Annotated in this window: 25 protein-coding genes; 4 read left to right on the forward strand and 21 right to left on the reverse strand. The window is 28.8% G+C overall.

Going from position 1 to position 24,994, the window contains the following annotated elements; all coding sequences use genetic code 11:
- The 4 genes from BUA92_RS02390 to BUA92_RS22930 all read right to left on the reverse strand — a co-directional run bounded on the left by BUA92_RS02390 (position 1) and on the right by BUA92_RS22930 (position 2,806).
- Positions 1–366 (reverse strand): iron chaperone, encoded by a 366-nt coding sequence (locus BUA92_RS02390; RefSeq protein WP_073016353.1) that lies wholly within the window; start codon positions 364–366, stop codon positions 1–3.
- 142 nt (positions 367–508) lie between these two features.
- Positions 509–1,246, reverse strand: a complete 738-nt coding sequence (locus BUA92_RS02395) for an ATP-binding cassette domain-containing protein (RefSeq protein ID WP_073016355.1) — start codon at positions 1,244–1,246, stop codon at positions 509–511.
- Positions 1,247–1,265: 19 nt separating this feature from the next.
- Positions 1,266–2,165: a glycine betaine ABC transporter substrate-binding protein gene (locus BUA92_RS22925; RefSeq protein ID WP_073016357.1), complete on the reverse strand. Its 900-nt coding sequence runs from the start codon at positions 2,163–2,165 to the stop codon at positions 1,266–1,268.
- On the reverse strand, positions 2,165–2,806 hold the full coding sequence (locus tag BUA92_RS22930) for an ABC transporter permease (RefSeq protein WP_073016359.1): 642 nt from the start codon (positions 2,804–2,806) through the stop codon (positions 2,165–2,167). Before BUA92_RS22930 ends, BUA92_RS22925 begins: the two co-directional genes overlap by 1 nt.
- Before the next feature lie 325 nt (positions 2,807–3,131).
- On the opposite strand from BUA92_RS22930, the gene BUA92_RS02410 reads away from it, so the two are divergent.
- Positions 3,132–3,596, forward strand: coding sequence for a GreA/GreB family elongation factor (locus tag BUA92_RS02410; protein WP_073016361.1), 465 nt, complete (start codon positions 3,132–3,134; stop codon positions 3,594–3,596).
- Positions 3,597–3,638: 42 nt separating this feature from the next.
- Here the strand turns inward: BUA92_RS02410 and BUA92_RS02415 are convergent, their stop codons facing one another.
- Positions 3,639–5,648 carry a putative bifunctional diguanylate cyclase/phosphodiesterase gene (locus tag BUA92_RS02415; protein WP_073016362.1) on the reverse strand — a complete coding sequence of 670 codons (2,010 nt, stop codon included), beginning with the start codon at positions 5,646–5,648 and terminating at the stop codon, positions 3,639–3,641.
- Positions 5,649–6,002: 354 nt separating this feature from the next.
- Here BUA92_RS02415 and BUA92_RS02420 point away from each other — a divergent pair, with 354 nt between their 5' ends.
- Entirely contained in the window at positions 6,003–6,683 is a 681-nt protein-coding gene (locus BUA92_RS02420) for a DNA alkylation repair protein (protein ID WP_073016813.1), read from the forward strand.
- A gap of 80 nt (positions 6,684–6,763) precedes the next feature.
- Here the strand turns inward: BUA92_RS02420 and BUA92_RS02425 are convergent, their stop codons facing one another.
- The 8 genes from BUA92_RS02425 to BUA92_RS02460 all read right to left on the reverse strand — a co-directional run bounded on the left by BUA92_RS02425 (position 6,764) and on the right by BUA92_RS02460 (position 14,919).
- Positions 6,764–8,236 carry a protein adenylyltransferase SelO gene (locus tag BUA92_RS02425; protein ID WP_073016363.1) on the reverse strand — a complete coding sequence of 491 codons (1,473 nt, stop codon included), beginning with the start codon at positions 8,234–8,236 and terminating at the stop codon, positions 6,764–6,766.
- Between the two features lie 100 nt (positions 8,237–8,336).
- Complete coding sequence (locus BUA92_RS02430) at positions 8,337–9,062, reverse strand: HAD-IA family hydrolase (RefSeq protein ID WP_073016364.1); 726 nt, start codon at positions 9,060–9,062, stop codon at positions 8,337–8,339.
- 26 nt (positions 9,063–9,088) lie between these two features.
- Entirely contained in the window at positions 9,089–9,562 is a 474-nt protein-coding gene (locus tag BUA92_RS02435) for a GNAT family N-acetyltransferase (protein ID WP_073016365.1), read from the reverse strand.
- Between the two features lie 227 nt (positions 9,563–9,789).
- A complete protein-coding gene (locus BUA92_RS02440) occupies positions 9,790–10,716 on the reverse strand; it encodes a serine hydrolase domain-containing protein (protein ID WP_073016366.1) in 927 nt (308 codons plus the stop codon).
- A gap of 19 nt (positions 10,717–10,735) precedes the next feature.
- A complete protein-coding gene (locus BUA92_RS02445) occupies positions 10,736–11,092 on the reverse strand; it encodes an MmcQ/YjbR family DNA-binding protein (RefSeq protein ID WP_073016367.1) in 357 nt (118 codons plus the stop codon).
- 125 nt (positions 11,093–11,217) lie between these two features.
- Complete coding sequence (locus BUA92_RS22770) at positions 11,218–11,952, reverse strand: sigma factor (protein WP_083553374.1); 735 nt, start codon at positions 11,950–11,952, stop codon at positions 11,218–11,220.
- 141 nt (positions 11,953–12,093) lie between these two features.
- Positions 12,094–12,975, reverse strand: a complete 882-nt coding sequence (locus BUA92_RS02455) for a cation diffusion facilitator family transporter (RefSeq protein ID WP_073016368.1) — start codon at positions 12,973–12,975, stop codon at positions 12,094–12,096.
- Between the two features lie 114 nt (positions 12,976–13,089).
- Positions 13,090–14,919, reverse strand: coding sequence for a UbiD family decarboxylase (locus BUA92_RS02460; protein ID WP_073016369.1), 1,830 nt, complete (start codon positions 14,917–14,919; stop codon positions 13,090–13,092).
- A gap of 139 nt (positions 14,920–15,058) precedes the next feature.
- On the opposite strand from BUA92_RS02460, the gene BUA92_RS02465 reads away from it, so the two are divergent.
- Positions 15,059–15,373: a hypothetical protein gene (locus BUA92_RS02465; RefSeq protein WP_073016370.1), complete on the forward strand. Its 315-nt coding sequence runs from the start codon at positions 15,059–15,061 to the stop codon at positions 15,371–15,373.
- A gap of 69 nt (positions 15,374–15,442) precedes the next feature.
- On the opposite strand, the gene BUA92_RS02470 is transcribed toward BUA92_RS02465, so the two are convergent.
- The 5 genes from BUA92_RS02470 to BUA92_RS02490 form a co-directional block, all read right to left on the reverse strand.
- Positions 15,443–15,670: a hypothetical protein gene (locus BUA92_RS02470; RefSeq protein WP_021801952.1), complete on the reverse strand. Its 228-nt coding sequence runs from the start codon at positions 15,668–15,670 to the stop codon at positions 15,443–15,445.
- Between the two features lie 97 nt (positions 15,671–15,767).
- The gene (locus tag BUA92_RS02475; protein ID WP_073016372.1) at positions 15,768–17,702 is read right to left on the reverse strand and encodes a Cache 3/Cache 2 fusion domain-containing protein; all 1,935 of its coding nucleotides are present in this window, start codon (positions 17,700–17,702) and stop codon (positions 15,768–15,770) included.
- A 486-nt stretch (positions 17,703–18,188) separates the two neighbouring features.
- On the reverse strand, positions 18,189–19,097 hold the full coding sequence (locus BUA92_RS02480; protein ID WP_073016374.1) for a GH25 family lysozyme: 909 nt from the start codon (positions 19,095–19,097) through the stop codon (positions 18,189–18,191).
- A gap of 413 nt (positions 19,098–19,510) precedes the next feature.
- The gene (hcp, locus tag BUA92_RS02485; RefSeq protein WP_073016376.1) at positions 19,511–21,214 is read right to left on the reverse strand and encodes a hydroxylamine reductase; all 1,704 of its coding nucleotides are present in this window, start codon (positions 21,212–21,214) and stop codon (positions 19,511–19,513) included.
- Between the two features lie 206 nt (positions 21,215–21,420).
- Positions 21,421–21,762, reverse strand: a complete 342-nt coding sequence (locus BUA92_RS02490) for a zinc ribbon domain-containing protein YjdM (protein ID WP_073016378.1) — start codon at positions 21,760–21,762, stop codon at positions 21,421–21,423.
- Positions 21,763–21,931: 169 nt separating this feature from the next.
- On the opposite strand from BUA92_RS02490, the gene BUA92_RS02495 reads away from it, so the two are divergent.
- Positions 21,932–22,357, forward strand: coding sequence for a PNPOx family protein (locus BUA92_RS02495; RefSeq protein ID WP_073016380.1), 426 nt, complete (start codon positions 21,932–21,934; stop codon positions 22,355–22,357).
- A gap of 115 nt (positions 22,358–22,472) precedes the next feature.
- Here BUA92_RS02495 and BUA92_RS02500 read toward each other — a convergent pair whose 3' ends face one another.
- The 3 genes from BUA92_RS02500 to BUA92_RS02510 form a co-directional block, all read right to left on the reverse strand.
- Complete coding sequence (locus BUA92_RS02500; RefSeq protein ID WP_073016382.1) at positions 22,473–23,036, reverse strand: DJ-1/PfpI family protein; 564 nt, start codon at positions 23,034–23,036, stop codon at positions 22,473–22,475.
- 135 nt (positions 23,037–23,171) lie between these two features.
- On the reverse strand, positions 23,172–24,095 hold the full coding sequence (locus tag BUA92_RS02505) for a helix-turn-helix transcriptional regulator (protein WP_073016385.1): 924 nt from the start codon (positions 24,093–24,095) through the stop codon (positions 23,172–23,174).
- 135 nt (positions 24,096–24,230) lie between these two features.
- Positions 24,231–24,977, reverse strand: a complete 747-nt coding sequence (locus tag BUA92_RS02510; RefSeq protein WP_073016387.1) for an ABC transporter ATP-binding protein — start codon at positions 24,975–24,977, stop codon at positions 24,231–24,233.
- Between the last annotated feature and the right edge of the window lie 17 nt (positions 24,978–24,994).

Here is a 24,994-nt window from a genome sequence, read left to right on the forward strand (position 1 = left end):
CTAATTAAATTTTCCAGTATTCTCTTGAACTCTGAATTTAACTATATTTTTTATCAATTCATACGGTAATGGTTCATCTATAGGAAATTGCACTGATCCTTTAGCTCCTTTGTATTTTGACAATTCTGATTTAAAAGCATCGATTCCACTAGGTGCTGGATAAAAGCCTATATGCTTCTTATATGCTGCGAAGTGAACTAGATTACCGTATAAATCAAATGTTGGCATTTGATAACTTATCTTTTCTTTAGCTTCTGGAGCTGACTCTCTGATAACCTTTCTTAGGCTTTGAAGTATTTCCTGAACGTTGCTTGGAAAGGTTAAAATATACTCATCAATGTTTTTGAATATAACTTTTTCCTTCATAATTAAAACTCCTTCTATTTTATTCTTATTTAATATTATATAACATTCCTAAAGGTTGTTATATAATATTTACTATTTAAGAAAAAATAAGTACTGCAATAAGTATAGACTTAATTTGCAGTACAATTTATTCTATATGGATTTAAAGTTCTGAACTTATTAACTCCTTAACGAAGCTATTTTTAGGATTGCTTTTAATTTCGTCAGGTGTTCCCAACTGAATTATTTCACCTTTATCCATAATTAAGACTTTACTTCCTAATTTTAGTGCTTCCTTAATATCATGGGTAATAAAAATTATAGTTACACCAAGCTCCTTATGAATTCTTAATATTTCTTCTTGAAGAGATTTTCTTGTTATCTCATCCACAGCTCCAAAAGGTTCATCCATAAGAAGAATTTTAGGAGAAGCTGCAAGGGCCCTTGCTATTCCTATCCTTTGCTTCTGTCCACCAGAAAGTTCACTTGGGTATCTGTCTAACATTTCCTTGTCCATTCCCACAATTTTAATTAATTTATTTACAGTAGTATCAATCTTTGATTTATCTTTTTTTCTAGAAAGATTTGAGACGTAAGCTATATTTTTTCTAACGCTCATGTGAGGGAATAATCCAACCCCCTGTATTACATAACCTATATTTCTTCTAAGACTGATTATATCAACAGAAGTTATATTTTTGCCTTCAATACACACATCACCTGTATCAGCTTTAAGCAAACCATTAATTAGCTTTAAAGCTGTGGTTTTTCCACTACCAGAAGTTCCAATTATGGTTAAAAAATCACCTTTTTTAACTTGTAGATTAAAGTTATGGAGAATTAAATTTTTATCATAACTTTTGGAAACATCTTTAAAACTTATTATGACTTCTCTACTCATATTATTTTCCTCTCTAGAATTATTCTTTTAATAAACCTTTATTTTGTAAAAATTCTTTAGCTACTTCTGCTTCATCTCGTCCATTACTTTCAACTTCATAATTTAATTTTGCCATTTCGCTATCTGTTATAATATCTTGCATTTTCATTAAGATATTTTCTAATTCAGGATGTTTTGACAAAGTATCTTCACGTACTACCGTGCCACAATAATAGCTTTGGAAAAAGTTTTTATCATCTTGAAGTACAGTAACATCTGAGGATGTAAGTTGTCCGTCTGTAGTAAATACATTCATGACATCAATTTCTTTTGAATTTATAGCTTGATATTTTAGGCCGATATCAAGGTCAGATGCCTTTTTAAATTTAAGACCATAGGTTGAGCAAAGCAAATTATACCCATCTTCTCTTTCATAGAAATCATATTCAGCACCAAAGTTAAGATCGCCAGAATACTTTGCTAAATCAGAATAAGTTTTTATATTATTTTTCTCTGCGATATCTTTTCTTATAGCTAGTCCATAGGTATTATTGAATCCATACAATCCTACCCATTTAAGATTGTAATTTGCTATATATTTATCTTGAAGGTTTTTGTAGAGCGTATCATTATCTGGTATTTCACTTTCTTTTAATACAAAGCTCCAGCCAGTTCCAGTATATTCTGGATATAAATCAAAATCACCTTTTAAAATAGCAGGGTGAATATTGCTAGTTCCTCCGCCTATTCCTTTTGTTATTTCAACATTTAAGTTTGTATTTTCTTTTATAAGTAAAGATAACATCTCACCTAATATAAACTGTTCAGTCATAGGTTTTGTTGCAATCTTAATAGTGTCAGTTTTTTTTGAACAACCTGTAATTAATGTTAAGGCTAAAAGTGATGTTGTAAATATTTTTATCAATTTAAAAATTTTCATTATACTAATCTCCATTTCTTCTTCATATATTTTTCAATAACTCCAATAATAAAATCCATAATTAAGGCAAGAAAAGCAATCAATAAACTTCCGGCTACAGTCATAGCTGAGTTATTAGTTGTTATCCCCCTATATATAGCAACTCCAAGCCCGCCAGCACCTATAAATGAAGCAATACCAGCAAGTGCTATGGTCATAACAACCATGTTTCTAAGCCCAGCTAAGATAACAGGTAAAGCAAGTGGAAGCTTTATTTTATATAAAATCTGAAAAGGGGTGCTACCCATTCCTTTTGATGCTTCAATAATAGAAGGATCAATATTATCTATACCCGTATAAGTATTTCTGATCATAGGAAGTAATGCATAAATAGTAAGTGCTATTATTGCAGTAGTATTTCCGATACCAGACAAAGGAATAAGAAAACCAAGTAAGGATATAGAGGGAATTGTATATACAAAATTTGTTATACCTAAAATAAGTGGCGAGGTTTTCTTATATTCACTAATAATAATGCCTAATACTAATCCTATTATTAGAGCTATTATTATAGAAATTGCAGATATCTTTAGATGTTCTACAGTAAGCTTAAGAAAAAAATCTTTTCTTTCAGAATAAAGTTCAAATATATTTCTAATCATTTATCCTCCCATATTTTAAAATTAAATTAATTTGCTATTAAAATGTTCTCCTCTCTTTTTGTATTACCTTTAATAATATTAAGTATAAATAATCTAATATGACTACTGTATGTCAACTTAAGAGAAAAATACAAACACAAGTTCTTTTAGCTTGGATTATTTACTAACCTGTTTAATTTTATGTAAGTTAAGGAGGATGAAGAACTTATAAAAATAATTAGAAATTATTTTATGCTTAATAAGAATTTTAAAAAGAAACTTCTATTTTCTTCTCTATGACTTTATAATATTAATAAAGTATATTAAATGGGAGATAAGTTTTTATATGAATAATAAGTTAACTGAAGAAAATATCAAAAAATTACAAGAAGAATTAGATTATAGAATGACTGTAAAAAGAGCTGAGATAGCAAAAGAAAAATTAGTAGCAGCAGCTCATGGGGATAGATCAGAAAATGCTGAATACAAAGAGGCTTGTAGAAATTATAGAGAAAATGATAATAGAATACAATATCTAATGACCATGATTTCAACTGCAACCTTAATAGATGACTCCGAAATAGATAAGTCAGTTATGGGTATAAATAGTAAGGCGAAAATTAAATTTATAGAAGATGATTTTGAGGATATAGTAACTTTAGTAACTACTATGGATATAGATCCAGAAAATATGAAAATAAGTATAGAGTCAGATTTAGGAAAGTCTTTATCTGGTAAAAGAGCAGGAGATATAGTTGAAGTTAATGCTCCAAGTGAAACATACAAGGTTGAAATAATAGAGATATTATAAAGTATAAAAAAACCTAAAAGGATATCCCTTCTAGGTTTTTCTTTATATTTCTTGGCATATAAACTGTTCTAAATCTTCTAAATTTAAAGGTTTGCTCATTAGATAACCTTGGACATAATCACATTTTAGTTTCCTCAAGTGGCGAAGTTGAATTTCCTCCTCTATTCCTTCAGCAATAACAGCTATATCTAAATTATGAGATAAATCTATTATACTTCCGATAATTTCAACATTTCTGTCACTCTTCAAAATATCATTTATAAAAGTTCTATCAATTTTTAATATATCTATTGGTAATTGTCTCAAATAGCTTAATGACGAATAACCAGTTCCGAAGTCATCTAAGGAAATGCTAATGCGCATATCTTGTAATTTTTCTAAAGTTGACTTTGTTTTATGAATTGAATTCATAAATGTACTCTCTGTGATTTCTATTTCTAATAAGTTTGGGTCAAAATTTGTTTCTTTTAATATGTATTTAATGGATTCAACAATATTAGGTGATTCAAGCTGTTTGACAGATAAATTTATGGCAAGTACAGTCTCCTCTAATTTGTATTTGTCCTGAAGCTTTTTGAATGTTTTACAGGCTGTCCGTATAATCCACTCCCCTAATGGAATAATAATACCTAGCTCCTCTGCAACAGGGATAAATTTATCAGGAGCTACCATACCTAATACCTTGGAGTTCCAACGTAGTAGAGTTTCAAAACCTCTTATCGTACCAGTTCTAAGGTTATATATAGGTTGAAATACTAAAAAAAACTCATTATTATAAAGTGCAGATTTTAATTCATTTTCAAGATTTAATTTTTCTAGTAATTCTTCTTTCATAGATTTTTCAAAAAATTGCACATTATTTTTACCAAGTTCTTTTGCTTTGTACATTGCGGTATCTGCATTTTTCATTAATTCAACTTGTCCAACTCCATCATAGGGGAATGAAGCTATTCCAAAACTAGCACTTGAAGTTATCTCATTGCCTTCAATTATAAATGGTTGTAAAAAATGCTTTCTTATTTTATCTATGTATTTAAATACTTCTTTATCACTTAATCTTCTTTGAATTATTAATGCGAACTCGTCTCCACCAATTCTTCCTATAAAATCACTTTTATGTATAGATGCTTTAAGCCGTTTAGCAGCATCACTTATAAATAAATCTCCTATATGATGTCCCATAGAGTCATTTATTTTTTTAAATGAGTCAATATCTATAAATACTATGTAAAATGATAGATTCATTCCTTTAGAAACTTTTATAAGATAGTTTAATTTGTCTAAAATACTCTTTCTATTAGGAAGATATGTTAATTCATCAAAGTGTGCTAGCCTATATAACCTTTCTTCATTAATCTTTAATTGGTTATTTTTTTGAGTAAGTAAATTATATTGGCTTCTTGTTTCATTATACATTTTCTCTAACTCTTCTCTTTGATGGACTTCTGTTAGATATAGTCTAGTAATCCTTTGATAATGGGATTTACTAACCATGTACATGGCAGGCACTATTAAAAACATTAAAATAAATAATATAACCAAAAGAACATAATATATTGGCGTTAATTCGTGAGCATTTTTTGATGATAAAAAGAAAATATATCCTCCTACTAAAAAAGTAGTTATAGTTATATAGTTTAGCATAACCTTAGTGATTCTAGCTGAAGCTATAATGATTTCTAAAAAAGCAATCATTAATATAAAAGAACCCACAACAGAATAAAACCTTAATGTTACATAAACAAGAACAATAGAAAATAGTATTGATACCCAATGAGTAATAAATTTGGTTTTAAATTTTAAGTAAGGAGTTATTACAAAGCAAAAAGAAAGAAATAAAAGAAAAATACTTTCCATAATAACCTTATTTAAATTATAACTCATGAGTATATAATTAATGTAATAGTTTATAATTGTGCTAGCAAAAAGTATTGGACCTGCGTAATAACAAGCCATGTAGTTTTCCATAGTAATAATAGTCTCTACATCATCAGACTTATTTATCACGTCAATTATATCGGGAATAGTTTTAGGAATATTTGCGTTTTTCATGTCTTCACCTCAAAAAGAAACTTAAGAAACCCAAGACTTGGATGTTTTCTTACTTTTAAACAACTTTAATTAATATTATACTATAATAATAAAATTTGTAAAAATATTTCCTTATTTTTAATAAAAAATCTTTATTTTAACTAGAAATTATTTAAAATATCAATTTAGCTATTATAAAATACTTCAAAAATTAAAAGTTAATATTTCGGAAGAATTTAATTATAAAATTTTGTATTATATAAAATAACAAGTATTAACTTAACAGGAGGACATTGAATAATGAAAAACATTCATTTTCACGATATTAATATACAGAAATATGATATTGATGAGCATTCTGGTGCAAATAAAAATATGAACTTTTATAAAGAAATCCTCATTTCAATGGGAGATAAAGAATATCAAAAATTTTCTTCCTCACTTATTCCTAATATAAATAATATTTTAGGAGTACGACTACCAATCTTACGAAAACTAGCAAAAGAAATATCAAAAAATGATTGGAAAGCTTTTATAAAAAACTGTGATAACGAATATTTTGAAGAAGTTATGCTTCAGGGAATGGTTATTGGATACATAAAGGTTGATGTAAAAGAAACTCTTCATTATATTTCTAAGTTTATACCTAAGATTGATAACTGGTCTATATGTGATAGCTTTTGCATTAGTTTAAAATTTACTAAAGATAATATGAATGAGGTTTGGAGGTTCATACAAAAGTTTCTGGTTTCTGATGAGGAATATGAGGTTCGTTTTGGTGTAGTAATGATTATTGACTATTTCATTAATGAAATATATATAGATGAGATTTTAAATTTATTAGATAAGATAAAACATAGCGGTTATTATGTAAAAATGGCTGTAGCTTGGGCTATTTCAGTATGTTATACGAAGTTTCCTGAAAAAACTATGGAATATTTAAAAAACAATAATTTAGATGAGTTTACTTTTAATAAATCTCTTCAAAAAATCCTCGATTCTTTACAAGTGGATAAAAGTGACAAAGTAGTTATTAAAAATATGAAAAGAAAATAAAAACTCAATCTAATATTTCAATAAAAGAATACAGAAATATCACTAAAAAGTAATATACTATATTCTTTAGAAGTTTATAATTATGTACCACAAAAGGTTCGATAAGGCTTACTTGAAGGTTTTGGTGGAGTTGAATATTCAAGTTGTTCCTTTGAATGATCAAAGGGATTTGAAAGAACATCTATGAGTTTATCCATAACACTATAATCTCCATTATTTGCTGCTTCTAAAGCTTCTTCAACCCTATGATTTCTTGGTATTATGGCAGGATTAGTATTTTTCATTAGTTCAGTTGACAAATCTAATCCTTCATTTTGTCTTTGTAGTCTTTCTTTCCATAGCTTATGCCATTTCAGAAAATTATCCGATTTAAATAAAGAGCTTTCCTCTAACCTATTAAAAGTTAGTTCAACAAAAGTATTGGTATAATCAACACTATGCTCTTGCATCATATTTAATAGTTGATTAATTAAATCTTCGTCTAAAGATTCCTCATTAAAAATTCCAAGTTTAGACCTCATACCATTAAGCCAATTTTTATGATACAACTTAGAATAATTTGAAATCTCTTCTTGTGCTAAGTTAAAAGCTTTCTCTTGATTATCATCTATTAAAGGCAATAAGGTTTCTGCAAATCTAGAAAGATTCCAACCACCAATATAAGGTTGATTTCCATAGGCATATCTTCCATAAGTATCTATTGAGCTAAATACTGTTTCTAGATTATAAGTATCCATAAATGCACAGGGTCCGTAGTCAATTGTTTCACCACTTATAGCCATGTTATCAGTATTCATAACACCATGTATAAAACCTACTAGTTGCCACTTTGAAATTAAGTCTGCCTGTCTATTAATGACTTCTTTAAGTAAATCTAAATATGGGTTAGGACTGTCTTTTAAGTAGTTATAGTGTCTACTTATTGTATAATCAGCTAAGATTTTAATATCTTCTTCTCTTCCCCATTTTGAAACGTACTGAAACGTTCCTACTCTTATATGACTTGCAGCTATCCTTGTAAGAATTGCACCAGGAAGTTTATTTTCTCTCATTACTGATTCACCAGTTGTAACAACAGCAAGGCTTCTAGTTGTAGGAATTCCAAGAGCTTGCATAGCTTCACTTATTATGTATTCACGAAGCATTGGACCAAGAGCTGCTCTTCCATCTCCTCCACGAGAATAGGGTGTTTTTCCAGAACCTTTAAGTTGAATATCTACTCTATCACCTAATGGGGTTATATGTTCACCAAGTAGTATAGCTCTTCCATCTCCAAGCATTGTAAAATGTCCAAACTGATGCCCAGCATAAGCTTGTGCAATAGGGTGAGCTCCTTCTGGAATAATATTTCCTCCTAAAACCTCTAAAAATTCTTTAGTTTCCAATACTTCAGAGTTAAGACCTAAAGAGGATGCTAATTTTGAATTTATGACTATAGAGTTAGGGTTATGAACTAAAGTTGGTTTTACTTCTTTAAAAAAAGAATTTGGTAACCGAGTATAACTATTATCAAAATTTAAACCAAATTTTATTAAGGTATCAGCTTTTTTCATAATATATCCTCCTCTATTTGTTATTTAGGCATGTTTTTAGTGTCCTCTTAGGTGCATTTATTATACATAGTTAAACTTTAGTATTTATATATGTGCTATTTTAAAATTCTTTTAAAAGTAATTTTTCTAATTTATACATGTCTTTAACTACATGCAAATTAGATTTCTTTATATATTTTATATAAGATCTAGAGAGTGTATTTCTATTTAAAACTATTGATTTTATTCCAAGGGTTAAAGCTCCCTTACAGTTTTTTGGATTATCATCTATAAAAAGTACTTCACTTGAGGTTAAATGTAATGATTTAATTGCGGCTTTATACATTTTCTCATCTGGTTTTGTCACACCAATTTCTGAAGAAATAATAATTGCGTCAAAATAATCATAGAAGCCAGCTTTTTTATAAACATTCCTTAAAGAAGGCCAAGCATCTGATATTAAGCATAATTTGTAATTCTGATTTAATCTTGGCAGAACTTCAAATACATCTTTAAAGAATATATATTTATCATAATTTAAAACAAAATCATCTGTTAAAAGTTTTAACTTTTCATCGTCAATTTTAAGTTCTGGTAATTCATTTTTTATAATTATAAAAAATTCTAGGAAATGCTTCCATTCTTCCTCAACTGTTTGTATTAACAATATATTATTTATATATGACCAAGCTTTACGAAAAGCTTCATCTCTTTTATCCTTAGATATGTTATTAAATTTATCTTTATTAACTATTTCAAAAAAATTTGGAGAATAACTCCAATCTCCAGTTGCAGCAAAATTTAATACCCTACCTGAGTCTATCAATAACCCTTTAATATTACCCATATTTCCCCCATACTAATTTATTTTATCTAGTCAATTAATAGTTTTGCTACTAATTCCCCATCCTCTATATCTCCAGTTTCTATAAAACCTATTGAAGCATAGAGCTCTTTAGCTTTAATATTTTCAGGTTCATAAGAAAGATAAATTTTAGATGCATGTCCATAAGGGAAGGTTTTAACTAATTCAATAGCTTTATTCATAGAAGCTTTTCCATAACCTTTACCTTGATGTGCTTTATCAATCATAAATCTCCATACCCAATAAGCATTTTCATTGTGGATTTCGTTAGCTTCAGTATAAGATAACATTATAAAACCAATCATAACACCATCTTTATAAATAGCATAAGGCATAGGAATTCCATCTCCATTACTTAAAGCAACGTAAGCTTGTGCAAGACTTATTAAATTGCTAGCAACAAAGTTTTCTTGATCTTCCTTAGTTTCTAATTTAATACATTCATCAAAATTATCAAAAGTAATCTTTTTTAATTCAATCATTATTTACCCCCATAATATCTATTTAGTTTACTTCTCAATCCTAATAAAGTTAACTTTAATCGCAGCACCCAAGAATAAAAGAATTTAAAAATTTAAGAAGTTAAGAGTAAAAGAAGCTAAGAAGTTAAGAATATAAGAATTTAAGAACAAAAGAAGCTAAGAATATACACCTTTGCCCTGTAGAAGTTCGAAGAACTTCATTAGATTCCCTCTAGCTTTTGCGAAGATTATAGTTTTTCAATTAAAGTATCCCAGGTAAGTTCAAGTACACCAGTCATGTTTGTAGGTTCATTTGAAATATAGGTTACCACGGTATCTTTATCAGGTAATATTACAACATATTGACCATAAGAGCCATCCATTCTATATGAACCTTTATATGAATTCATCCATAACTGATAACCGTATCCTTGATGATGATCTTTAGTTGCAAAGTGCGGATTAAAATCACGTGTTTCAATCTGGACAGCTGTTGCTTTTTCTATATAATTTCTAGGAATAAGTTCATTATCATTCCAAATACCTTTATTAAGAATTAGTTGACCAAATCTAGATAGATACTCTGCAGTTAAATGTAATCCAGAAAATCCTTGAGGGATTCCTAAAGGGCATCTATCCCATCTAGGTTTTGGTATATTTAAATATTGAAATATTTTTTCATCAAGATAATCGTCTAAACTAATTCCTGTAGTAAGTCCTATTATTCTTGAAAGTATGTATGTAGCACCGTTGTTATAGGTAAAATGTGATCCAGGTTTAAATATTACTGGCTCATCAAAAAATAATTTGGTGATATCCCAAACCTTTCCTTCACTCCAATCAGCATTTACTACTGGACACCTATCATGACCAGTTCCCATACATAATAAATCATGTACTTTCATGTTTTTTAGGTTCTCATTAGGATTTTTAGGTGTAATACCAGGGAAAAAGTCTATAACATTATCAGTTAATTGAAGATAACCTTCTTCAATTGCAATACCTACTGCCATGGAAGTAAAGGTTTTGCTTACTGACCACAAAAGAGTTTCTTTTTCTTCTTCAAAATCATGTTTTGCAATTACTTTTCCACCTTGCCTAACTACAACATTTTTCACTCCAAGATTTTTAACTTTTACATTTACTATTAAATTCTTTAATAAATCATTATTCATAATAAACCTCTATTAAAATTTAGCTTAATATACTTTTTTGTACTTTTTTAGTAAGTGAATCAAAAATAAGCTTATAAGACATGTCAATCATTTGCTTTAAAACATCTTCAGGAACATTTCCATCTAAAAATACAGAATTCCAATGTACTTTATTCATGTAATAGCCTTCAATTATATCATCATAATTTTCTCTAAGCATAGCTCCAAAGGATGGTTCACATTTTAATGTAATCATTGGTCTCCCATCTTTGTAATTAAGAATAGCCCCAAACAACTTTCCTGCTATCATATATCTATGCCATTTCCATTCCTCTTTAAAGTCTTTTTCAACACCTTTTTTGGCTAACAAATATTCATCAACCCACTCATAACTCAATTATAATCATCTCCTTTATATCAATAAATTTATTATACTATATTTACCAATGACTATAAAATCTTTTAGAACTGAAAATAGCATAGTATTCTATAAATAACTATGCTATATCGTGAGATATAATATTATGAAGTTTTGTTTAGTATCATTAAGTTTTTCTTGTAACTAAACTTATATACTATTATTAAGCCAAGTATAATTAATATTAAATCATATAAAAGAACATTAAATATAGTTGTTTTATCGAAACCTATTAAATTAAATAATTTTATTACGTTAAAGTCTATAAAATTATTTATTGAGGCAATATCAAATAATATTCCTGTAGTTATCATGTAGAATGGAGGGAATACATGAGCTACTATTTTTCTATTTGTGGCTGTAGCAAGTCCCATAACAAAAATTGAAAATGCAGATGAAGAAATTGCTATAATAACTAACAATAGCACGATGTAAAGAATCTTAGAGATTTCATAAATATTTTTAAGTGCTACAATATTAATTTCATTTGAGGGAACATTATTAACTCCAAATCTAAATATTAAGTAAACAATAATAACTCCATGACAGATAATAAAAATTGAAGGTGTTAAAAATATGTTTACCATTACCTTATCAATACTTACATGAATATGGCGTTTATTTTTTCTGCATAAGTCATAATACTTATTAATAGCTACCTTAAAGAGCCATGCTGAAAGCTTATCAGACTGTATTCCATCTATGTACCTTAATGCTTTATAGAAGGTATCTTGAACTATATCATCTGCATTTTCTTTGCTACATCCAAGCTTAATTAAATATCTGTATATAAGATTCATTTTATCTTTAAAGATCTCATCTATTAACTCATAGTTCATCATATCCCCCTTTCATCCCCCCTTTTAAAGCTCTTCTTTATTATGACGTTCAAATTATTAATATGTATACAAGTTCCAAGAAAAAATCTACCAAATTTATATAACTTGGTAGATTGTGGGTGTTATTTACTTTTATAATATTTAAATAAGTTTACTTTCTTCAAAGAAGGGCTCAATATGAACCATGCAATGTTTTACTGTGTCAATTTCGTTTTCTATTGAGTTTTCAACCAATTCAGCTATATCGTGGCCTTCTCTTACAGAAAGTTCTTCATTTACATACACTTCTATATCTACATAGATTTTATTCCCAAATATTCTAGTTTTCAGATTTTTAATCTCTTTTACTCTACTAATAGAAAGGACGTTATTCTTTATTTTATTTATTACTTCATCATCAGCTGCGGAATCTATAAGTTCTTTCACTGCTCGTTTATATAGATCAATTCCAACTTTTATAATCAACAAACTAACTATTATTCCAGCTAAAGGATCTAAAAAAATATATCCAAATCGGGCACCTAAAATGCCTATAAAGGTTCCAATAGATGAAAAAGCATCAGATCTATGATGCCAAGCATCTCCTTCCATTGATATACTTCTTATTTTCCTTGCTGTTATTATGGTATACCAATACATCGCCTCTTTAACAACTATAGATAATAATGCAGCAAATAAAGCGACTCTTCCTGGAATAACTAAATTACCATTATAAAGATTTAAAGCACTTTTATATCCTATAACTAATCCTACTAAAATAAGTGCTTCGCTTATAAGTTTTGCACTGATTGATTCTAATCGTTCATGACCATAGGGGTGCTCTCTATCAGCTTTTTTAGATGATATTTTAAGTCCGACTATAACAATTACAGTTGTAAAAACATCTGAGGCCGAATGGACTGAATCCGCAATCATTGCAGAACTTCTTCCAATAATACCTGCAATTAGCTTTAAGATTGATAAAACTATATTTATTATCATAGTAATTACTGAAACTTTTGTACCCAATTTATAATCTTCCATTTATTTCACTCCCAATTGATAACTGTTTATGCTTCATTATATGTTTAATTTCAGCAATTTCTACAAGTTTTTAACTGGGTTTAAATGTCAATTGATAATAAAAGTCCTTATATATTAGACTATATTGTATAAACTTCCGCCTTCTTTAAACAAGGGTTCAATATTTTTTTCAACTATTGAATCTGGGATTAATGAAGGTGCATGATGAGGCTTTTTTCTGATATCTATAATCATATTATCGCATCCCCAATGTTTATTTTCATAAAAGCTATTTACACCATAAATATCATGTGAAGGGTTACTTCTAGTAAAAGTTGCCCAGAAAAAGTTTGATAAAGAATCGCTTATAAAGCCACTATCATCACAAAGAATAATAATCGGACATGAATTCATATTACCTTTTAACAAAATGCTATTAGCAAATTCATTTAATACATCCTTCTCCTTCTGATAATCAGAAAAGTTAGGACCCTCTATTGCTATTATTCCAGGCATAACTAAACGTGGATTTTTAAAATCACCTAAATCATTAAGTTGATAGGGAACATCAGTGCATAACTCTCTTTTTTTATCTCCATAAGCTGCGATTACAACCTTACTTCCTGTATTTAAACCCGTTCCAGAATAATCTAATGTATCTATAGTAGTATTAGTTTGAAAATGAATGTCACGGTGTAAATCTAATCTTTCTAGCATATATGTTAAAAACTCAACTTTTTTATGTGTATCTAAAGATATATCATCTTCAGCAGTAATAAATAGATATTTAGCTAAACTTAATTGACCAGTTCCTAAAATCCTATTAGCTAAAGTAAGTATTTCAGCTGGCTGTTTGACTTTTGCATAAGGAGTATAACGTTCACTGCCTATAGCAAATAAAAGTGGATGAACGCCTGCTTCATCAATTGCATGAACTTCTTTTATTCCGGGGATTTCTTGTTTTATAGCTTCTCCAGTAATTTCATGTATAAGCTCACCAAAGGCTGTATCTTCTTGAGGTGGACGTCCAACAACAGTAAAAGGCCATATTCCATTAGGTTTCCCAAAAACTTTATGAACTTTCATAACTGGAAATTCATGAGTAAGACTATAGTAGCCTATATGATCTCCAAAAGGTCCTTCAGGTTTTGTTTCATCAGGATAAATTTCTCCTGTAATTACAAAATCAGCATCAAGATTAATACAGTAGCCATCATTATAACAATAACGAAAATTATGTCCTGATAGCATACCAGCAACAGTCATTTCACTTAGTCCTTCAGGCAGAGGCATAATTGCTGCTAAAGTATGTGCAGGTGGTCCGCCCACAAAAATACTTACCTTTAAAGGAATCCCCATTTTTTTTGCTTTTTGTTGATGAACTCCTATTCCTCTATGTATTTGATAATGCAGACCAACTTCTTCATTTAAAATATAATCGTTGCCAGTAAGTTGGATTCTGTACATACCAAGATTACTATTCATGATACCAGGTTTTTCTGGATCTTCGGAATAAACTTGAGGTAAAGTTATAAATGCTCCTCCATCTTTAGGCCAGTGATGAATAAGTGGAAGGTCAGAAATTTTAATTTCCTGAAACTCAGACATCTTAGAACTTAAACTTTTTAGAGGAAGAGCTTTAGTAGCTGAAATTCCACTACTAATATGTTTAAATGGATTTTTTAATATGCTCATAGGATTATTACGTAGGGCAATTACGTTTTTGGTAGATTCCAATGTATTTTTAAATATTAATTTACTTCTATCTAAATTACCAAATAAATTCGACACAGCTTTATATTTTGAACCTTTTACATTTTCAAATAGCAACGCGGGTCCATTAGCTGAGTTAACCTTTAGGTGTATAGCTGCCATTTCAAGGTAAGGGTCCACTTCTTCATGTACTCTTACTAACTGACCCATTTTCTCTAAGTCAAGAATACATTCTTCTAAATTACGATACATCATTTACTCTCCTTATTTCTTTTAACTAAAATTAAATATACATTAATAATACAGTGAAACTAATATCCATGCAATGGAGTTAAGTTTTAAGTATATTTTTTTTACATATACTAACACTAGATTCAAAAGAGGTGATATGATGAAAAAATCTATATATATTTTTTTCTTTGTACTAATTTTATGTATTAATATTAATTCATTAAGCGCTCTGGCTGTAAAAGATACATTTAAAGAAGGTCTCTATAAACTATCAGATTTAAATCCAAAACCTGAAAACAACTATGTAATGGAAAATATATCTGATGAAAATATTTATGTATTAATTTTTAATGAAAAACAGATTGCAGTTCAAGCATTTCAATTAGCTAAAAAGTTTGACTCTTTCAATTTAATACCTATTAAATCTAGCTATAGAATTGTAATTGTTGGAAAGGGTGAAGTGAAAATTTCTTAACATTTTTATGCCTATAAATAGGATATCCCAAAGCAATTAAAAATGCTTTGGGATATCCTTAATTAAAGGTTAGGCTAATAACTTCATCATTTCTGTAACTGATTTTTTTACTTTGCTAGGTAATCTGTCTAAGGCTTTTTCTCTATCTCTTTCGTTACTAATTTGAGAAATTCTCATTACTTCTTGCTGTAAACCAGGTATGCCGCTTATTTCATTAGCCAATCTGCTGAATTTTTCTGCAAATGCAGGATCTTGCATCTTTTTCTGAAGTTTCATAATTAGCTCCATGCCGTTCATTAAATAGCCTCCTTGGCAGTTTTGAACCATACTTTTTAGGTAGGTCTATATAATTTTTATATGTTTTAATACCAAGAAGTGTTCTTTAGAAACTTAATTATCTATAAATATCTGAGAATTCAATTTTTATTTTTTCTACATTATATTGACTCTTAAAATTACTTTTTGGAGTTGCGTCTACACCATTTTGTATGATTTTAGCTGGAAGAGTAATTATAAATTCTGTGCCTTTATCTTTTATGCTTTTTACTTCAATAGTCCCCTCATGCATTTCAACTAATGCCTTAACTATAGATAAACCTATACCACTGCCCTCGTGACTTCTATTTAAAAGAGGATCTACTTGTTTAAATCTTTGGAAAAGTTGAGCTAAATTTTCTTCTGAGATTCCTTTTCCTGTATCTTTTACTGATATTATTACATAATCATCTTTATCAAATAAATTAACCTCTATTGTATCACCTGGTTTAGTAAATTTAGTTGCATTAGATATTAGATTTAAAAAGATTCTTTCTAATTTTTCAGCATCAAAGGCCATTATTTTTTCTTCTACATCAGTGTCAAATATGATAGTTCTTTCCATAGTGTGTACATATTCGGCTGTTGATTGAGTTATCTCCTCCACTACCTCTACTATATTTCCATTCTCTAAATCAATTTTAACAAATCCAGAATCTATTTTAGTCATGTCAATTAAATTATTTACGAGCCTCAATAGCCTATAACAATTCTGTTTAACACCACTTGTGTAACCGCTTAATTTTTCAGTATTTAAACTTTCGCCTTTTTTTATAAGTAAAGAAAATAGCTGTGTCGTAGAAAAAATAATATTTAATGGGGTTCTTAATTCATGGGACATATTTGCTATAAACTCAGTTTTTAACTTATCATATTTTAATGTTTCCTCTAATAATCTTTTATTCTCTGATATCATGTAGTTGAAGCTGTTTGATAATACTCCTATCTCGTCTTTACTATCTATATCACAGCGTATAGATAGATCACCTGAACCTGCAATTTCCATACATGATTTTAATTTACTAATAGGTCTAACTAAAGTATTAGCTACAAAAACTGCTATTATCCCAGCAAAAACTATTACGATACATCCAATAATAATTGTAGTATTTAGAATTTCTTTAGAAGAATAGTTTAACTCATCGTAATTAGCTGTAGTAACTATATACCAATCCCATGGCTCAAAATATGTATAATAGGCTACTTTTCTAACATCATTGTATGTATACTCTATTGTTCCTTCTTTAGAGGAATAAATCTTTTGAAAAAAATCATAATTACTAACATTTTTTCCTTTATCAGATGGATGAATTATTACATTACCATTTGAATCTAATATGTAAGCATATCCTGTTTCTCCTATCTTAATGTTACTTAATGTTTCACTTAAATAATTATTAATAACCTTATTCCCTATACCGATTGCTCCTATAATATTTTTATGACTGTCAAGTAAAGGCTTCATTCTAGTAACATATCCAGAGCCTTGGATTAAAATACTTCCTATGAATTCTTCATTGTTAAGTATTTTTTTATAAGCATCTGTATCACTTGAAATATATGTACCTAAAACGCTCCTATCATCAGTTGCTATAGTACTAGATACTCTTATTAGTTTATCATTATTTAATAAAAATATTGTTGCAACAGCTCCAGTAGACTGCTTCAACTTATTGACTAGTGTATTATCTAATGTTAGGTTCTGATTACCTGCATATAAAATTGGAAGGGTAAATTCACCAACTTTTACGTAGTTATTATAATCTACATTGAAATTGTTAAAGTTATTTAATATTGAACTTGCAAAGTTCAAATCTCCATAAGATTTCTCGATAAGCAAGTCATTTCTGACACTAAGAGTAGTATCAATAGATTGTGTTAATCGTTTACTTTTCTCATTAATCTCTTTTAAAACTGCTGATTTAGATTTTTGAACTGTAAAAAAACCTAATATACTTACTACAAAAATAATTAATCCCAAATAACTAATTATAAGTTTATACATAATTTTCATATAAAACCCTTCCCCTACCATCATTATATAAATAGGCTACTTTATTTAATTCTACAAATTAGGATATTTTGTTAATTATACCATGAAAATGGCACAAAATCATTGTCTTTTTTTTAACAATTAGTAAATATTATAAAATTTAATCGAAAAGTGTCTCATTATTAATAGATTTGTCATATATTATATTAGACCATTATAAGTTAGCTTTGATAATTTTAATGATTCTCTTGCCCGTCAACATCCTATCTATTGTGCTAGTTAATGGATAGGATGTTTTTAATTTAAAAATAATATCGAAACTTGTAACAAGTAATTTTAATTAAGCATATGATATATTAATTGAGGATTAGATTATTTTCCAAAGTTTTCACCTCCTTGAAGGCTTTTGTTAAATCTAAAAAAATATTGCTCCTTCATCACTTAAGATGTAGGAGCTTTTTTATTTTTTAGGAAATTATACGGCTCATAATCGCCTTGGCGACTTTTTTAGAGTCCTAAAAGTTTTCTCCAAGTATTCTGTCCAACTATTCCATCAACTGATAATCCCTGTGCTTTCTGAAAATTTATAACTGCTTGTTTAGTATTTACCCCAAAAATACCATCAGGAGTTGTACCAACTTTTTCTTGAATCCACTTAGTTATATTACCTTGAGCTCCTTGTTTGATTAGTGGAGCGGCAGCTAAAGTCTTAGGGCCAGCTATTCCATCTACTACTAATCCAGAATTAAACTGTCTATTAAATTCTTTTTGTAGTTCTCGAATAATATTATTCCCACTATTTGATTCTTGTCTTGGTGGTTCTACTGGAGTTTGCTGATTGTTTATAAATATTCCTTCTGTAAAATTGTTTAAATCAACATTCCCATTGATACCTGATACTCTTCCGTTTGAGGTATATTGATGACCTACTACATTATAGAATCCAGTTGCCATTGGAGCACTAACTCCATAATGAGCTATCCATGCTTTATATCTTTTGATTCTGCTATCTAAATTATCTCGTCCAAAATACCCGCCAGTATATATTATACAATCCAAACCTGATAACTCTTTGAACTTCGCTAAAAATTCTAAACATCTATCAGTTATTTGTGATGCATTTCTATTCTGAGAATTATTTTCTATATCCAAAACTGGAATTATTTCATAACTTTTATTTTTTATAGCATTATAAAATTCTACAGCTTGTTCAGAAGGTGATGTCTTTTCACTCATAAAGTGATAAAATCCTACTGGGAAACCAGCATTTTTTGCTCCTTGATAATGTGATTCTAGCTTGGGATCTATAAATGAAACTCCTTCTGTTGCTTTTATTATTACAACTTGTACTGCATTTTTTAGTGTATCAAAATCTACATTAACTTGGTAGTTTGATATATCTATTCCTTTTAACATTATATACTCCTCCTTTTATCATTTTTTATTATTCAACATTAAACTATATGTTTTAAGTTTTAAATTGTTCCATAATGATAGTAATTAAAAACACTAATTTCCTTGGAAATATTTAACATATAGAATTCTATAAAAACTTTGTAATTGATAAAATGACTTTAGTCTATTCTGCTGAAAAGGCTAAAAAAAAGACAGAAGATATATCTTCTGCCTTCAAGAAGGAATTTTGGTGTTTGTAATGAGAAATTTCAATTTAAATATATATTATATACATAATCTAATCAATAATTAGCTCACTAAAGTAATTATTACGTGCATCGAAACTAAATAACGATTTTAAATATATATACTGTAATTAAATATAGAAAGCTGGACAATTGTCCAGCTTTCTATATTTTTAGATTGTTTTATTACTATGATTCCATGAACATTTTCATGTCATCTTCAACATTAGTTATTCCACCGATACCAAAGTTTTCTACTAAGACTTTTGCAACATTTGGTGAAAGGAATGCAGGCAGTGTTGGTCCTAAATGAATATTTTTAACACCTAAGTGTAGTAATGATAATAATACTATTACAGCTTTTTGTTCATACCAAGCTATGTTATAAGATATAGGTAATTCATTTACACTCTTCAATCCAAAAACTTCTTGAAGTTTTAGAGCAATTACAACTAATGAATATGAATCATTACATTGTCCAGCGTCTAACACTCTTGGAATTCCTCCAATATCACCTAGGTTTAATTTGTTGTACTTATATTTTGCACAACCAGCAGTTAATATAACTGTATCTTTAGGTAATTTTTCAGCAAATTCTGTATAGTAGTTTCTAGATTTAGCTCTTCCATCACAACCGGCCATAACAAAGAATCTTTTTATTGCACCAGTTTTAACAGCATCTACAACTTTATCAGCAAGTGCTAAAACTTGGTTGTGAGCAAATCCGCCAACTATTTGTCCCTTTTCTATTTCTGTTGGTGCTTTACATTTTTTAGCCATTTCAATAACTTTAGAAAAATCTTTGGTTCCATCAGATTTAGCTTCTATATGTGAACATCCTGGCATTCCAGTAGCACCAGTTGTAAATAATCTATCTTTATAAGAAGCTTTAGGTATAACTATACAGTTAGTTGTCATTAGAATTGCTCCATTAAACTTCTCAAACTCTTCTTTTTGTTTCCACCATGCATTACCATAATTGCCTGCGAAGTGACTATATTTTTTGAATTTTGGATAGTATTGTCCAGCAAGCATTTCTCCATGAGTATATACATCTACTCCTGTACCTTCTGTTTGCTCAAGTAGCATTTCTAAATCTCTTAAATCATGTCCAGATATTAATATTCCAGGATTTTTTCTAACACCTATATCAACAGTTGTTATTTCAGGGTGTCCATAAGTTTCAGTATTAGCTTGATCAAGTAGTGCCATACCATCTACTCCGAATTTACCTGCTTCTAATGCAAGTCCAACTAAATCATCTACTGTTAAACTATCGTCTATTGTAGAAGCTAGTGCTTTAACCATAAATGCATGAACTTCTTCGTTATTATATTTTAAGTTCATAGCATGCTTCATGTAAGCCGATAATCCTTTTAATCCATAAGTTATAAGTTCTCTTAGACTTCTTATATCCTCATTTTCAGTTGCAAGTACTCCAACTGTTTCAGCCTTTGCATCAAATGCTATTGTATTATCTGCAGTCCATGATGCAGCATCTGGCATTATAACTTCAGTAGTTTGCATTCCAAATATTTTCTTGAAGAATCCACCAGTTACTCTTACCTCTCCAACTTGTCCGCCTGAGTTTACAACTTTAAGTTTTAAAATTTCTCTTAATCTTAGCGTTTCTTTTACTCTATCTAATATAGAATCTCTATCAAAATTAGCATTTGTAATTGTTGTAAATAAGTTTTCAGTAATATATTTATCAACAACGCTATCTATAACTCCAACTTTTCTTCCTTCATTGCTTACTATAGCTAGCCCTTTAGTTACATATATTAACAAATCTTGAGCCTTTGCTACGTGTTCGTCTTTACCACAAACCCCTACCTTAGTACAGCCAGTACATCCTGCTGTTTCTTGACATTGATAACAAAACATTGACATATTATGTCCTCCTATTGGTCTATTTAATATTTATTATTTTTATTTATGATTCCTTGACTTCAACGAATTAAAGTTTACTATATTACTCATATTTAATGCTGTAACATAAGTTACAATCAAATTTTTTTTTATAAATAAGTTTATCAATATCAATTTAGATAAAATAAGAGTTAGGAAAATTTACATTCCTAACTCTTATTTTTTATCTATATTTTTTTAACAAATTCAGATTTTAATTTCATAGCTCCAAAGCCATTAATTTTACAATCTATGTTATGGTCGCCTTCAACCAAACGTATTCCTTTAACTTTTGTTCCTTGCTTTAATGGCGTTGAACTTCCTTTTACTTTAAGATCCTTAATTATAGTAACAGAATCACCATCATTTAGAATATTTCCATTTGAATCTTTTACAATTATAACATCTGCATTCTCATTACTTGTGGAATCTAAAGTCCATTCATTTGCACATTCTGGACAAATAAAAACATCTCCATCCTCGTAAGTATATTCTGAATTACACTTTGGACAATTTGGTAAACTTGTCATAAATATATTTCCTCCATTAGTAAAGTTTATTTTTCAATAAGTTATAGTATCATAATTGTTGTACTTTTACAAATTTAATCAAAGATAAGAAGTGAGCATATTGTTTATTTTTACATATTACTTGATATAATTAAAGTATAAATCTAATAAAACATGAGGAGATATAAAAATGAAACTTAGTGCATTTAACTATGGAGCTAATGCCGTTTGCTTCATAAAAAATGAAAAGAAATACGGTATGATATGTGCTTGGGCAATGCAAGCTGATTATGATAAAATTCTATTGATGCTTGGCGCTCAAAGTATAACAGGTAAAAATATTGCAAAAGGTGACATTATAGGTGTCAGTTCATTAAATGAACATCAACAAAATATAGTTGATGCATTAGGATTTAGTCATTCTGATAATAATGATAAGTTTACTAATATACAATATACTATTAAGGATTCTGCTATTTTAATAGATGGGGCTAGTAATGAGATGATTATAGAAGTAACGGATGTATTACATCTAGAAGGTATTGAGGAAGATTATTTAGTTTATGGAGTTGTAAAATTAGCTAAAAGTAATGAAACTAAAAAATACACATTATAAGTTTGAAGTATATGAAAAAACTCAATAAAGAAATTTATTAAGAAAGAAAAGGAAAACCCAATTAAATGAGTTTGAAACCTACATTTTATTGGGTTTTAATAGCATTAATTAATAATTATACTTTGATATTTTTATACCAGTTATATGATTTTTGGATTGCATCTTCATCTTTATAAATACTCATAATATCAGCTAGTTTAAAAGCAAATTCTATAAATGCCTGTCCTGTTGAAGTGATTATGTTCCCATCTACAACGATATCTTCATTAAGTATTGTTGAGTTTTTAAAAAACTGTATATAGTCAGCATCATTTTTTAATCCATCACTATCTCCAGTGCATTTTTTATAGTCTAATAAGCCATAGTCTGCCATTAATTCTGTGCCCCCACAAATACCTGCAATAATATTCTTATTTTCATCTATAGATTTAATAAAATCCTTAAGAACCGAATTATCATAAAGATATGAGGGATTACCTCCAGGTATTATAAATAAGTCAATATCAGCAGGATTAAGTTCATTAATCATTTTATCAGGTAGAAATTTTTGTTTTTCTTCACTCATATACACTTTATTCTCCATAGCTACTGTAACTAAGTTTTGAGAGGAAAACTCAGCAGCTACGTGTACAACTTCAAATTCACAAAAACCATCATAATAAAAAATACATACATTCATTTTATAATCTTCACTCCTTTTAATTATAAGTTTTTAGTGTGGCAATTATTTCATTTGCAACAAAAGATAAACTTTCTTCTTCAAATATCCAGCACTTATCTGCTATTATAAATAATAATGACTGACACCTGTATGTCAGTCATTATATTTCTTATATAGATTTTTTATATATATTTTCATTTCTTCTCTTAATTCTATTGGAGCTATAACTTCGCATTTATCTCCAAATCCTAAAATAAACTTTTTTAATCCATCGTCTTTTGGAAATTTATCTTTTACTACATAAAAATTATTTTCTACAATTTCGATTTTGTCTTTTGAAAAGTACTCACCTAATTGCTCTCCAATATCTGATGAAAATTTTAAAGTAACACTAATACTATTTTTTTCATAACCTTCACTAAGTTTACTTTTAATTTTCTCAATAGATATTAAGTCTTTTACGAAATTTTCACCTAATCTTAAATTACGTATTCTAACAAGCTTAAACTTTCTGTAGTCTTTTCTTACTCTGCAGTAGGCAATAATATACCAGTGGCCGTCAGAAAACTCTATTTGAAGTGGTTCAACTATTCGTTCTTTGTATTCCATATTCCTATTAATGTACAGAAACTCTAATAGTTTAGCATCTTCAATCCCTTTATTTATCAAAAATAAATATTCTTTCAATTCTTGTTCCATACTAAAATGAGACATATCTATACTAAGTTTGTCATAGCTGTACTCTTGTGAATTTTTTAGGGTTTCAAATTTAAGGGTTATATCATTAAATTCTTTATTATTTCCAAATAGTAATTTTAAATTATCCATAACTGCAATAAGTGGTTCAATTTCTTTTTTATTAAAGAACAAATTATTTAAATTATAATTTTTCATAAGATAGTAACCGCCTCCAGTGCCCCCAGTAGATGCTATAGGAACTCCAGCCTCACCTATCTTCTCTAAATCTCTATATATAGTTCTTAAGGAAACTTCAAAATGCTCTGCTAACTGTTTTCCAGTTACTAACCCTTTTTGAGAAAGTATTATTATAATTGATAACATTCTATCTGATCTCATAATATAAATAAATTAACTCCTATTATATAAATTTACCATTGTTTGAGGAATATATATAGTTATATAGATAGCTATATAACTATATATAGTGTTCATGCGGGTTTGGGGGAATTTTTATGAAACTGCATACTTTATCTAGAAGCCATGTTTTTCTAACCATGCAGATAATTTTTTTTCACGAGCTGACGCTTCGATATCTTTATATTTAGTAAGCATAAGTTCATCATGAATGTTTCCATCTAGGAGATAAATAACTCTGCTTGCCCTTGAGGCAACTTTAGCATCATGAGTAACTAGGATTACTGTAGTACCTTCTTCATTAACGCTGTTTATTATATTCATTACTTCTTTAGAAGTGCTGCTATTTAAAGCCCCAGTAGGTTCATCTCCAAATAAAATACAAGGATTATTAATAAGAGCCCTGCATATTGCTGCACGTTGAAGTTGACCTCCAGATACTTTTTTTATATCGTGAGCAGCAATATTTAATATTCCTGTTTTTTTCATTAATAGTTCACCACGACTATTGATTTCATCTCTTGATAAAAGTCCAGATTTAAATCCAGGAAGAATTATATTGTCCCTAATGGATAGATTTTTTAAAAGATGAGAGTGCTGAAAAATAAATCCCATTTCTTTCAATCTTACTTCACTGATTTTTTCTTCAGAAAGTTCTGAAATATCTCTATCATTAAGAAGTACTTTACCTGATGTTGGACGATCCATACCACTTATGTTATAAAGAAGTGTTGATTTCCCAGAGCCTGACTGACCCATAATTGCTATAAACTCTCCTTCTTCCACTTTAAAACTTATATTATTTAAAATCTGTATATTATCAAAATTCTTACTTAAATTTTTTACATCCAAAATTTTTCTCAACTTATACCTCCAACGAC

It is taken from the genome of Clostridium intestinale DSM 6191 (assembly GCF_900130055.1).
Lineage (GTDB): Bacteria > Bacillota > Clostridia > Clostridiales > Clostridiaceae > Clostridium_T > Clostridium_T intestinale.